Source organism: Lysobacter sp. ESA13C (assembly GCF_019970005.1).
In the GTDB taxonomy this organism is placed as follows: Bacteria; Pseudomonadota; Gammaproteobacteria; order Xanthomonadales; family Xanthomonadaceae; genus Lysobacter; species Lysobacter antibioticus_B.
On sequence record NZ_JAHXYK010000007.1, the window covers coordinates 223546 to 236439 of the forward strand.

Here is a 12894-nt window from a genome sequence, read left to right on the forward strand (position 1 = left end):
CCGGGCGTTCGGGCCGAACCTTGCCTCAGGCCGCGGCGACTCGCACCACGCGCTTGCCGAGGTTCTGCCCTTCGAGCAGGCCGATGAAAGCCGTCGGCGCATTCTCCAGGCCGTCGACGACATCCTCGAGCAACTTGACCCGGCCTTCGGCGACCCACTGGCTCATGTCGCGGCTGAACGTTTCGAAGCGATCGCCGTAATGGTCGAGGATGATGAAGCCCTGCATGCGGATGCGCTTCTGCAGCAGCGCAGTCATCGTCTGCGCCAAACGGTCCGGGCCCGACGCATGCTCAGCGCCGTTGTAGTGCGCAATCACGCCGCAGACCGGCACGCGTGCGCCGATGTTGAGCAGCGGCAACACCGCGTCGAACACGGCGCCGCCGACGTTCTCAAAATAGACGTCGATGCCGTCCGGGCAGGCCGCGGCAAGTTGTTCGGCCAGTCGGGGGTCGTGGCGGTCCAGGCACACGTCGAAGCCGAGTTCCTCGACCGCATGGCGGCATTTGTCGGCGCCGCCGGCGATGCCGACCACGCGCGCGCCCTTGAGCTTGGCGATCTGCCCGACCACCGAGCCGACCGCACCGGTCGCCGCGGCCACGACCACGGTTTCGCCGGCTTGCGGCTGGCCGATATCAAGCAGGCCGACGTAGGCGGTGAACGCCGGCATGCCGAGGCCGCCAAGCGCCAACGAGGGCTGCGGCATGTCGCCGAGCGCCTGCAGATCCTTGCCATCGGACAGGGCGTAGTCCTGCCAGCCGGCATTGCCGAGCACCACCTCGCCGACGCGGAACTGCGGGTGCCGCGAGGCGGCGACGCGGCTGACCGTGCCGCCGACCATCGGCGCGCCCAGCGCCACCGGCGGCGCGTAACTGGTCCCGGCTTCGTCCATCAGATTGCGCATGTAGGGATCGAGCGACAGGTACAGGGTGCGCAGCAGCACCTGGCCTTCGTCGGGCGTCGGTACGGCGGTTTCTTCGAAGCGGACATCCTGGGCCGTCGGCAAGCCGCGCGGGCGGTTGGCCAGGACGATGCGGCGGTTGACGGTATCGCGTTGCGACATGAGTGCATTCCTTTAGCGCTGGGGTGGGGGTTGGATGGTTCGTAAGCGAGGTGCTGACGACAGGTCACTCAACAAATAGACCGGTCGTCTATAGAACAGGCAAAACAAAGGCGGGAACGCAGGCACGCTCCCGCCTCGGCTCAGGCGTCTTGGGCCAGGCCCAGCCGCTCGCGCGTACCGGCCATGACCATGTCCAGGCCGCTGCGGTCGCGGGCGATCTTGGCCAGCAGACTGGCGCCGAGCCAGCTCTGGTAGAGCGCGACCGCGGTCGCCTGCGAATCCGATGCATCGGCGAGACCGGCGAGCGAGCCGTCCACGCGCCCTGCTTCGATGCACTGGGCCAGACGATCGACGACCCCGCGCGTGCCGCGCGCCAGCGCCGCGCGCATGCTTTCCGACAAATCGCAGACCTCGGCGCCGAGCTTGACCACCGGGCAGCGGCTTTGGTTTTCCTCGCCGGTCTGCGAATCGAGCCAGTCCTCGAAGAAGGCCATCGTCCGCTGCGCCCCGGTACCGGGCTGCGACAACAGCGCGTCCATCCGCCCCAGGTATTCGGCGAAATACACCTCGAGCACCGCTTCGCCGAAGGCTTCCTTGGAACCGAAGTAGTGATAGAACGAGCCTTTCGGCACCTGCGCCGCGGCCAACACCTCCGACAGCCCGACCGCGGTGAAGCCCTTGCGCAGGAACAGCGGGTGGGCCACCTCGAGGATGTGTCGGCGGACGTCGGTGGCGGCGGAGCTAGCGTTCATGGGCGGCACGATAGCCTCAATTAGACCGGTCGTCTAGTGTCCAAGAAGGGGGGCACCGGGCCGCGGCGGCTTCTGGGTAGGAGCGGCGCGAGCCGCGACCAAGGAACGCTCAGGGCAACAATGCCGAAGTCGTCCACCGAAGCGGCATGCCGTCGCTGGGGTAGGAGCGGCGCAAGCCGCGACCGCGTCGTTTCGGTCTCGCGGCGTATCGCTCGAGCAAGATCAAGATCCAGATCAAACGCCAAGAGCTTCCGCCACTAAAGCGGCGGGTTACTTTCTTTTGTCATAAGCAACAAAAGAAAGCTAACCAAAGAAAAATGCTTTCCTTTGAATCACAGGCCCGCACGATCGTTGCCTCCGCGGGGACTTTTCATACGGGACATCCCTGTCCCGATGAAAAACGGCGCGCATCCCTGCGCGCCGCCCCTCGGGTCTTCGATTACCTTCGCGAATGCGAGGCGACGCAGAACAACGACAACAGCAAAACCTTTAAGGCAACGGTAACTCCTGCTTTGCCGTTGCCGTTGCCGTTGCCGTTGCCGTTGCCGTTGCCGAGATGTTGAACTGCTTTGCCGCTTTACCGGTCAAGTGGAGACCCGAAGGGCGCCGCACAGGACGTGCGGCGTTTTCCGATAAGACAGGGACGTCTTATCGGAAAATCCCGGCGCGGGCATCGCACTCGTAGCCTGTGCCCTTGCAAGGAGAGCCCTTTTCTTTGGTTATCTTTCTTTTGGGCTTAGCAAAAGAAAGTAACCCGGCCGCGTGAGCGGACGGAAGCTTTGCACTTGCTTATGGCTTCTTGAGAAGCAAGGTCAGATCAAACGCTAGAAGCTTCCGCCGCTAAAACGGCGGGTTACTTTCTTTTGTCATAAGCAACAAGAGTCCGTCTGGATTCCCTTCGGTCACAAGCCGCGACCACGCCGCAACGATTACCCGCGTCGGCAGCCGTAGATCCGCGGTCGCGGCTCGCGCCGCTCCTACCCAAGAGCAGCAACGACGTTGCCGTTGCCGTTGCCGTTGCCGTGATGAGCTTGGCGCAGTGACGAACTTGCGATGCAAGCGTAGACCCGGAGGGCGCCGCACGGGACGTGCGCCCAGCCCTTAAAAAGGAATGACTCGATAGGACAAGGATGTCCTATCGAAAAATCCCAGCGACACCATCGCATTCGTGACCTGCGCCCTTGCAAGGAGAGCCCCTTTCTTTGGTTAGCTTTGACCGAAGGGAATCCAGACGGACTGTTGGGCTTAGCAAAAGGAAGTACCCCTGCCGCGTCAACGGACGGAAGCTGTAGATGTTGCTTTACGGCTTTGCGGTAAGAAACGCTGCAGCGGGAGACGACGCGGTCGCGGCTCGCGCCGCTCCTACCCTGGAGCTCCGTGCAAGTGACCGCGCGCCGGCCAGGTACGTGGTCGCGACTCACGTCGCTCCTACACGTACCGAACGCGTGCCGATCAAGCTTACTTGCCGATAATCAAGCCAACACCTCGCGCAGATACGGCGCAGTGCGGCTGGTCTTCGAGCGCGCGACCTGTTGCGGCGTGCCGCTGGCGACGATCTGTCCACCCTGCTCGCCCGCGCCCGGACCGATGTCGATGACCCAATCGGCGTCGGCAACCACGCGCATCTCGTGTTCGACCACGACCACGGTGTTGCCTGCCTCGACCAGGCCGTGCAACTGCGCCATCAGCTTGTCGACGTCGGCCGCATGCAGGCCCGTGGTCGGCTCGTCGAGTACGTACAAGGTGTCGCCGTGTTGGCTGCGCTGCAGCTCGGTCGCCAACTTGATGCGCTGCGCTTCGCCGCCGGACAGTTCGGTGGCCGGCTGCCCAAGACGCAGATAGCCCAGGCCGATGTCGCGCAGCAGGCTCAGCGAGCGGCGGATCGCCGCTTCGCCGTCGAAGAACGCAAGCGCTTCGTCGACCGTCATCGCCAGCACCTCGGCGATGTTGCGTCCGTTCCAGACGACTTCGAGGGTCTTGGCGTTGTAGCGGCTGCCGTGGCAGGTCGGGCACGGCGCGTATACGGTCGGCATGAACAACAGTTCGACCTGCACGAAGCCCTCGCCCTCGCAGGTGTCGCAACGGCCCTGGGCGACGTTGAAGGAAAAACGCCCGGCGTTGTAGCGGCGCGTCTTCGCCATCGCAGTGGCGGCGAACAGCTTGCGTACGTGATCGAACAAGCCGGTGTAGGTGGCCAGGTTCGAGCGGGGCGTGCGGCCGATCGGTTTCTGGTCGACGTTGACCAGGCGTTTGATCGCGTCGGCGCCGGCGTGCAACCGTCCGGATACGCGCGCGAGCGGGCCGGGCTGCGGCATGTCGTTGTCGCTCTCTTCGGGCACCGGCTCGTGCCCCAGGTGCTCGCCGACCAGTTCGACCAAGGCCTGGCTGACCAGGCTCGATTTGCCCGAACCCGACACGCCGGTGACCGCGGTGAACGCGCCCAAGGGAAAGCGCGCGTCGAGGCCGTGCAGGTTGTTTCGATGCAGGCCGCGCAGTTCCAGCCAGGCCGACGGTTTGCGCGGCGGCCGCGGCTCGGCGGCAACGAGATCGAACAGATACGGCCGGGTGCGCGAAGCTTCGATCTCGCGCAGCCCTTCGGGCGGGCCGCTGTAGAGGATGCGTCCGCCGTGTTGCCCGGCGTCGGGACCCACGTCGACCAGCCAATCGGCGCGGCGCAAGGTCTCCAGGTCGTGCTCGACCACGAACACGGTGTTGCCGGCGGCCTTGAGCTGGTCGAGCGCTCGGTGCAAGGCCTCGCTGTCGGCCGGATGCAGGCCGGCCGAAGGCTCGTCGAGCACGTAGACCACGCCGAACAGATTGGAACGGATCTGGGTGGCCAGGCGCAGGCGCTGTAATTCGCCCGGCGACAGGCTCGGTGTGGCCCGGTCCATCGCCAGATAACCGAGCCCCAGGGCCTGCAAAGTGCCAATGCGTTCGACCAGGTCGTCGGCGATGCGCTGCGCGGCGATGCGTTTTTCCTCGGACAGGTTGGGCGTACGGCGCACGTCGGAACTGCCGGCATGGGCCAGCCCGCCGGCGGCGATGCGCTTGGCTTCGGCGCTGCGGCCGGCCGCGCGGCTGCGCGTGGCGGCGCTGGCCGGGGCATCGAAGCGACCTTCCGCCGCGGGCGTCAGCACCTCGGCGATCCGGTCCAGCGACAGCTGCGACAGGCTGCCGATGTCGAGCCCGGCGAAGCTCACCGACAAAGCCTCTCGCTTCAGGCGCCGGCCGTCGCAGAGCGGACACTGCGCGCCGATCATGTAGCGCGACACGCGCTTCTTCATCAGCGCGCTCTGCGTGCTGGCAAAGGTATGCAGCACGTACTTGCGCGCGCCCATGTAGGTGCCCATGTAGCTGGCCTCGGCCTTGCGGCGCAGCGCGGCGCGGGTCTCGGCGACGCTGAAGCCGGCATACACCGGCACCGAGGGCTGTTCCTCGGTGAACAGGATCCACTCGCGATCCTTCTTCGGCAGATCGCGCCAGGGCTTGTCGATGTCGTAGCCCAGGGTGACCAGGATGTCGCGCAGGTTCTGTCCGTGCCAGGCCGGTGGCCACGATGCGATCGCGCGCTCGCGGATGCTCAGCGACGGGTCCGGCACCATCGACTGCTCGGTCACTTCATAGACATAGCCCAGGCCGTGGCAATTCGGGCACGCGCCCTGCGGCGTGTTCGGCGAGAAGTCCTCGGCGTACAGCATCGGCTGCTGGGCCGGATAGCTGCCGGCGCGCGAATACAGCATGCGCAGCAGACTCGACAAGGTGGTCACGCTGCCCACCGTCGAACGCACGTTCGGGCTGCCGCGTTGCTGCTGCAAGGCCACCGCCGGCGGCAGGCCTTCGATCGCATCGACGTCGGGCACGCCGACCTGATCGATCAGGCGCCGCGCGTACGGCGACAGCGATTCCAGGTAACGCCGCTGCGCCTCGGCATAGAGGGTGCCGAAAGCGAGCGAGGACTTGCCCGAACCCGACACGCCGGAAAACACCACCAGCGCATCGCGCGGGATGTCGACGTCGATGTCCTTGAGGTTGTGCTCGCGCGCGCCGCGGACACGGACGAAGGCGTCGAAACCGGGGTCGCGACGGAGCTGTTTCTTGGCCATAGGGGCTCGATTGGAGCATTGGGGACGCGGGAGGGCGGTGAAGATACCCGCTCGCGGCGTGCTTGGGGAGCAAGGCGCTGTACCGAATCGGCCGATGCGAAGGCAGTGCTTGCCTCCGGGCGCGCGTGCCGGCCGCGTTCGCGCCGGCCTCGCACGATCCCGCTGCGACTGTCCAGGCGAGACGGCGCTGCGAAACGGACTAAGAAGTCTTAAAGCATCGCGGGCCGAAACCCACCGCGCGAGCTCGCGCCCGATGCATCACGGCGACAGCCGCCCAGTCGCAACGCGCTGCGATCGCCTCGATGGGGCATCGGCGCGGAAGACACCGTTGTCTTTCAACGAAGGCGCCTTTGGTTGATGCATCGCCGCGCAAACAGGACGACGGCGTCGATCTCCGTGGTCACCGCGGATATCTCGCGGCAGCTTCATGACCCGGCCAAGCGCGGATCGCGAGGCAATGATCGATACCGTGATCGGCTACCGCCGCACTCCCGGATGACAACGATATCGGCCGTTCCACTGTGCCGTGCGGACCGCTAGGTTCGCGCTGCACCCAGGCCGTGCACCGACCCGCATTCGCGGGCGGCCCCATCCGCAAGAGGAACCGCAATGAAAAAGCTAGCTCTGACCGGGCTGATCGCAGCAGCATGCATGTTGATCGGGCCGACCGCGCAGGCCGTGGTCGTGGGCGGGATCGTCAGCACTGATGCGCATTGGCCGGCAACCACCGCCGGCTATAACCAGCTCACCTTCTACGATCAGGTCAACCACGACGGCGGCTCGCGTTCGAACTATTACTGGGCCAACCAGTTCTGGTTCCACGGCGGCGACGGCGGCTACATCGGCCTGCAAAACCGCAGCGGTCAGCGCTGGCTCAACTTCTCGATCTGGCTCGCCAGCGGCTGGGACGCATCGAGCCGCGCCAGCTGCGGCCACTTTTCCCACGAAGGCAGCGGCGTGCAGTGCCAAATCAAGTGGAACTGGAAGCCCGGCCACAAGTACAAGGTCGACGTGATCCGCGCCTCGACCAAGGTGACCGGCGTCGTCACCGACCTGATGACCGGCGAAAGCATCACCGTCGCCACGATCAACATCCCGGCCACCTGGAGCGGCTTCAAGAGCCAGACCGTCAGCTTCGTCGAGGAATACAGCCAGGGCGCGAACCAACTGCCCTCGTGCAACGTTATCGGCGCGCAATCCTCGGTGTTCTACCTGCCGGTGGCCAACGGCAACCTGCCGGCGACCAGCCAGACCACCAAGACCTACGGCAACTGCAACAACAAGAACATCGCCCACGCCGCCTGCGACAGCACCGGCAAGTGCATGAACATCGTCAGCAACCTCGACGGATACGCATCGCCGAGCGAGTAACGCGTTTCAATGCGGCATCCGCAAACAGCAAAGGCCCGCATTGCGGGCCTTTGCTGTTATCGCGGCAAGCGAGACCGGCCGACGGCCGGGCACCGCCATGCCCTCGGTCAGCCTCCCTGCACGGCATCGCCGCCGGTGGCCGGGCCCGAGGCTTCGGGCGTGGCCGGCGCGGGTGCCGCAGGCACGAGCGGGGCCGCGGGAGCTGCGGCACCCGCAGGAGCGGAAGGCGCAGCACTTGCGGGTGCCGCAGGAGCGACCGCCGCAGCCGGCCCAGCCACGGCGTCGCTGACGACAGGCGTCGCGGGCGCCGCAACGGCGGTCGCCGGCGCTGCGGTGGCGGCGCTGAAGGCGACGATCGAAGCGTCGTTGAGGCGGTAGGTACCCAGGATGTCCGGCAACATCGCGTGACGATGGCGGTTCCAGACCCAGTACTCTCCGGCGCGTATCTGCCGCAGACCGTTCCATACGCTGACCTTCTGCTCGCGCTCGACCCGGCCTTCCTGCGAAAACTCGTAAGCGAACATCGCCGCCACTTCGACCGCGGCATGGTCGAGCAGTTGATGCACACGCGCCGCATCCAGCCCCTCGATATAGCCCTTCTGCTGCTTGCGCGGCATCGCCTCGGCGTCCGCGACCATCGACACCTGGTAGCCCCGCGACCAGGCCAGCTTCTCTTCGAGCCCGCCCTTCTTGCCGGGAACGCAATCGTAGAAGCTGGCATTGAGCCCGGTCACCAGCGTGCTGTTCACTGGCGCCCAGCGCAGTGGGCGCAGCCGCAGCACCGGGTTCGTGCATGCCACCGGGCCCTTGCTGACCGGCGCCGGCTTGGCGGCGGCCGCTCCGGGTTCGGTATTGGATTCGGGCTTGGGCTCGGGCAACACCACCTTGACGATCGGCGACGGGGTGATGCCGCCGGACACCAGCGCCGCGCGCAGGCTGGCCTCCATCGAGGTCCGGTAATCGTAGGGACCGATGACTTCATTGCCCCACTTGGCGCCGTCGTTCGCGCCTTTCTGGATGATGGCACCGACGATCAGGCCGCCGATCAGGCCGCCGACCAATCCGGCCGTGCCGTGATTCGTGACCAGGCTGTTCATCATCACCGGGTCGACGACGGGGCTGGAAACACCGCTGACCGGCGTCAGCTCGGTCTGGGTCAGGTGCAACTCGACCGCGAGCTCAGGCGCCAAGGGATACGGCAAAGGCTCCGGCGGCTTGGCCGCGGCGACCGCGCCGTGGGCGGCCAGCGCGACCGCCACTGCGATCCGCGCACGAAAGAAACCTACCGGCCCGCGACGGGCCGATTGCATCGACTGCTTCATTGGATACTGCCCCCTGGATGTTCCATATCGGCAAGGCGCTGCTGCGCCCTCCCCCCCTGAAAGACCGGTGGCCTGCCCGCGAATGTGGCTTTCGGCTTCGCTGCGGCGCGGCCCTCGGTGCCGGCAACATAGCAAGAATCCCGGCGATTTCGCAGTCGAGACGGCCCACGCATCGGCAAGGTCCGGCTCCCCCCTCAATCCACCGGGCCGCAGCTCCATCGATGGGGGCACTGCAGGACGAAACGGAAACAAGCCGGAATCACTCGTCCAACACCCAACGCTCGGCGGTGATCTTGAGCTTGGAGGGTTGCCCCTCGATGCGGTCCGCGTATTCCACTTCGATGCGCACGTTCTCGTCGGCGCCTTTCACGCGGTAGGACTCGATCTTTCCGGTCAGGTAGCTCGGGACAGCATGCCCACCGCCGGCATAATTCGCGCCTGGATCGAGGCAGGACAGTGCTCTGCGGATATTGCCGTAAGCGAATTCGGTCGAGGTGTTATGCACCAGCCATTTGCAGAAATCTTTGCCGGGCTGGTAGCCCTCGTGCTGGCAGCTTTTGCTCCACTCCGGCCAGTTCGTCAGCAATTCGACCGAATGTTGGCTGCTCAGGGGAGTCGCATTCGCGAACTTGACCATTTCACCGCAGAAGGCATCGTCGCGACCGCTGCCCGAGAAGCTGGCGCAACCGGTCACGGCGAGTAAAGCGCAGACGATGAGAGTCGGAATTTTCATGTGATCGCGGCGAGGCCGCCGGTCGGTCGGCGGCCACCAGCTTAGCCTTGCGCTCGCCGCGCCGCCCGCGGTCCCGGCCGGCGCAAACATCGCACTGCGGTATCGAGCGGCCCGCCCGAAACAAGAAGGGCCGCTCCACGAATGGAGCGGCCCTTCGATGGTTTCGCACCCGACCGCTATCGTCGGGCGCTATGCCGAGATACCTCGATCAGGGACAGCTATAGGTATCGCTGGCCTGCGCGCGGTAGGCGGTCCACATCGCATCGGCGAACTCGCTGCCGTAGTAGCCCCCGTCGCGAGCGGCGCCGTGCAGCGCCGGCCAGCGCCCGGTGCCGTCGGAGGGGTTGTTGTCGAGCGCACCGTTGCCGTTGGGCTGGTAGGGGTCGGGCTGGGTCCAGGCACCGTGGTTCACCCAACGGTCGGCGTAACGCAGGATCTTGTCGTCGGTCCAGATGCAGCGCAGCGACGGCATCAAGCGCAGCGCCAGCGCGATGGCCTTGTAGCCCTTGGCCGTGCAACACATCTGATAGTAGGCGCCGGGTTCCTGGCCGCCGTCGATGTAGCCATAAGGATCGCGGCAATCGCGCGAGTTGCCGCCGGTGTTCTGGTTGTCCCAGTAGTCCTCGGCCGAACACAGGCCGCCGAACAACACCTGCCCGGCGCCGGCGCCGACATACAGCTGCCCGTCTTCCTGGAAGGTCCCCTGCTGGAAGTCGCGCACGCGCGCGGCCATCGCCGGATCGTCGAGCAACAGCGCCGACAAGGCCAACACCAACTTGCGGCCGTGGCGGTGACCGCCGTCGGCATTGAAATGCAAGCCGCCCTGCATCCCGGCATCGAGGTCGATGCCGTACTGCACCATGTTGATCGCCAGCTTGCGGCGCTCGGCCGCATCGCCGTCGACCATCAGGCGCAGCGATGCCTCGGCGAAGTTCATCGCGATCCAGGCGCCGTAGTCCGGCATGTTCTTGAGCGGATGGATCTCGTCGGCGCTCCAATGCAACTGGTGATCCAGTTGCAGACGCTGGTACCTCGCCGACAGTGCACTCAGGGTCGGCGCCGACGCCAGCGGCGCGAGCGAGGGCAAGCGATCCAGGCGCAGCCGGTTGGTCGAGTACAACGGCTTGCTGCGGCCGAAGTACGGCGGACGGAACGAGGTGCTGCCGCCATCGGCCGGAGGCGCGGCCAACACCGTCAGCACCACCGCGGTATCGAGCGCGGTCTTGTTGAAGGTGGAGAGCGATTTCGCCTTGACGATGGATTGGTTCGGCGAGGCCGAATAGGGCAACGCCGGCACCAGCGAGCGGAGGTAGTTGCTTGCGCGCGAGTCGAAGCCTTGGCGGTCGACCTGGGTCGGGTTCACCTCGAAGCCGTTGCGGCCGCTGGAGAAGGCCGGCGAGATCGACACCACCTTGACCTTGCCCAGGCTGTCGGCGGTCGGCGCGACCCAGTAGTCGCCGTTGGCGAACTGGCCGCAGGGATAGGCCCGGTCGAGGACGAAGGTGACTTCGTATTGCTTCACCTGCGTGCACGACGCGACGAGCGCGCTGCGGGTCGGGGCCGCTACCGACGAATCCGGACGGGCGGTCGCGGCGGCCTGCGGCGATACCGACGCGGGCGGCGCCGAACCGACCGTCAGCGCCGCGGCGGGCGTGGCGTTTTCGAGCGGCGCTGCCGTAGCGGGCGGTGCGGCCTCCTGCTGGGGGCAGCCCGCCAATGCGAGCGAGCCGCCGGCCAACAATGCGGCGCGCGTCAACAGCAGCCGCAGGCTCGGTTTGCCCGTGCGCGGCAATAAGCATGCTTCTTTCATGATCTCTCCTGGTGCGGTAATCGCGGCATCAGGTTGCCGTTGTCTACGGCGCGCGCCCAATGGAAAAATCCGGAACCGCGTCGTGCGACATCCAGTTTCGAGAAATTCCCCAGCGCCGGTTTTCGACTTGGCGAATCGGATCACGGTTTCGAGAACAGAATCTGTCTTTGCCTGGGCGGCGGACCTACGCTGCCGCTCCGCAACTGCTTGGAGGTGACGCATGGGAGCCCGCAAGCGACGCTACGTCGGCAAACCCGTCCCCGCCGACGGCTGGCGCGTCTGGGACAGCAAATCGAAGCGCTGGTGGGGCAACGTGTATGCCGACTATCCGGCGGCCGTGCTCGACGAACTCAACGGCGAGGGCTCGCCGCAACGACTGACCGAACTCGGCCGGAGCTCGCGCGCGCCCAAAGCGAAAGCCGTGCGCAAGCAGCGCTGATGCCGCTCGATGGCGGCCCCGGCCGTCGCGTGCGCAGACGGCCAATGCTCCGGTCGCCGCCTGTCCGCATCCGCTCCCCGCGCTAAGTTCCCAGGATTTTTTCTGCGATTCGCCGACGGGCAGAACCGACAAAAAATACAATTCGGCCATGGTCGCGGCAAGGGTTCCACGCTCGGCCGCAGACCGCTTGCGGGCAGCCCTCCCTGCTGCGGTTTCGCTTCTACAAAACGCGCAAGGCCCCGGATCGACCGGGGCCTTGCGCTCGTCGGTGGCCGTGGGCCACCGCCGTCGATCATTTGCCGGCGAACTCCAGCAGATCGCGGTCGAGCCGGTCTTTGTGCGAATCCGGCAGACCGTGCGGCGCGCCCGGGTACACGATCAGCTTCGCGTTCTTGATCAGCTTGGCCGCGGCGTGTGCGGAGGCATCGATCGGCACGATCTGGTCGTCGTCGCCGTGGATCACCAGCACCGGCACGTCGATGCGCTTGAGGTCTTCGGTGAAGTCGGTCGCCGAGAACGCGGCGATCGAGTCGTAGGTGTTCTTGTGGCCGGCCTGCATGCCCTGCGAGCGGAACGATTCGATCAGGCCGGGCGAGGGCTTGGCGCCGGGACGGTTGTAGCCGTAGAACGGGCCCGAGGCGATGTCGAGGTACAACTGCGCGCGGTTTTCGCGCGAGGCCTTGCGCAGTCCGTCGAACACTTCGAGCGGCAGGCCGCCGGGGTTGGCCGCGGTCTTCAGCATCAGCGGCGGCACCGCGCTGACCAACACCGCCTTGCGCACCCGTTCGCTGCCGTAGCGGCCGAGATAGCGTGCGACTTCGCCGCCGCCGGTGGAGAAGCCGACCAACACCGCATCGCGGACGTCGAGGGTGTCCAGCACCGCCTTGAGGTCGGCGGCGTAGTGATCCATGTCGTTGCCGTCCCAGGGCTGGCTGGAACGGCCGTGGCCGCGGCGGTCGTGGGCGATCACCCGGTAGCCGTGCTCGGCCAGGAACAGCATCTGCGATTCCCAGCTGTCCGAGCTCAACGGCCAGCCGTGGCTGAAGGCGACGACCGGGCCGTCCTTCGGGCCCCAGTCCTTGTAGTACAGCTGGACCCCGTCCTGGGTGACGATGATGTTGGACGACTGCCGCAGCGCAGCGGCCTGCTCGGTCGAGGCGGCAGTGGCGGTAGCGACGCGGCCGGCGGCCTGGGCCGAGGTGGCGATGCCGAAGGTCAGCAGGGACAGGGCGAGCGAGCGTTGCAGGGTGGTCATGGCGGTCTCCGGTTTGTTGGGTGGGCGTTGGGCCCGTGGGAGATACTTT

9 protein-coding genes are annotated in these 12894 nt (G+C 66.3%); 2 read left to right on the plus strand and 7 right to left on the minus strand.

Annotated elements, in window-relative coordinates:
• Positions 1-25 precede the first annotated feature (25 nt).
• The 3 genes from LC490_RS15905 to LC490_RS15915 form a co-directional block, all read right to left on the minus strand.
• Positions 26-1060: an NADP-dependent oxidoreductase gene (locus LC490_RS15905; RefSeq protein WP_223620807.1), complete on the minus strand. Its 1035-nt coding sequence runs from the start codon at positions 1058-1060 to the stop codon at positions 26-28.
• Between the two features lie 140 nt (positions 1061-1200).
• The gene (locus LC490_RS15910) at positions 1201-1812 is read right to left on the minus strand and encodes a TetR/AcrR family transcriptional regulator (protein ID WP_223620808.1); all 612 of its coding nucleotides are present in this window, start codon (positions 1810-1812) and stop codon (positions 1201-1203) included.
• Positions 1813-3284: 1472 nt separating this feature from the next.
• Positions 3285-5915 (minus strand): excinuclease ABC subunit UvrA, encoded by a 2631-nt coding sequence (locus tag LC490_RS15915; protein ID WP_223620809.1) that lies wholly within the window; start codon positions 5913-5915, stop codon positions 3285-3287.
• A gap of 609 nt (positions 5916-6524) precedes the next feature.
• On the opposite strand from LC490_RS15915, the gene LC490_RS15920 reads away from it, so the two are divergent.
• Positions 6525-7286 (plus strand): DUF3472 domain-containing protein, encoded by a 762-nt coding sequence (locus LC490_RS15920; protein WP_081930673.1) that lies wholly within the window; start codon positions 6525-6527, stop codon positions 7284-7286.
• Between the two features lie 107 nt (positions 7287-7393).
• Here LC490_RS15920 and LC490_RS15925 read toward each other — a convergent pair whose 3' ends face one another.
• The 3 genes from LC490_RS15925 to LC490_RS15935 all read right to left on the minus strand — a co-directional run bounded on the left by LC490_RS15925 (position 7394) and on the right by LC490_RS15935 (position 11151).
• Positions 7394-8596: a hypothetical protein gene (locus tag LC490_RS15925; RefSeq protein WP_152566128.1), complete on the minus strand. Its 1203-nt coding sequence runs from the start codon at positions 8594-8596 to the stop codon at positions 7394-7396.
• Between the two features lie 271 nt (positions 8597-8867).
• Positions 8868-9431 carry a hypothetical protein gene (locus tag LC490_RS15930; protein WP_223620810.1) on the minus strand — a complete coding sequence of 188 codons (564 nt, stop codon included), beginning with the start codon at positions 9429-9431 and terminating at the stop codon, positions 8868-8870.
• 118 nt (positions 9432-9549) lie between these two features.
• Positions 9550-11151 carry a hypothetical protein gene (locus LC490_RS15935; protein WP_223620811.1) on the minus strand — a complete coding sequence of 534 codons (1602 nt, stop codon included), beginning with the start codon at positions 11149-11151 and terminating at the stop codon, positions 9550-9552.
• Between the two features lie 220 nt (positions 11152-11371).
• Here LC490_RS15935 and LC490_RS15940 point away from each other — a divergent pair, with 220 nt between their 5' ends.
• Positions 11372-11590 carry a hypothetical protein gene (locus LC490_RS15940; RefSeq protein WP_031371196.1) on the plus strand — a complete coding sequence of 73 codons (219 nt, stop codon included), beginning with the start codon at positions 11372-11374 and terminating at the stop codon, positions 11588-11590.
• Positions 11591-11882: 292 nt separating this feature from the next.
• Here the strand turns inward: LC490_RS15940 and LC490_RS15945 are convergent, their stop codons facing one another.
• Positions 11883-12845 carry an alpha/beta hydrolase gene (locus LC490_RS15945; protein WP_223620812.1) on the minus strand — a complete coding sequence of 321 codons (963 nt, stop codon included), beginning with the start codon at positions 12843-12845 and terminating at the stop codon, positions 11883-11885.
• Between the last annotated feature and the right edge of the window lie 49 nt (positions 12846-12894).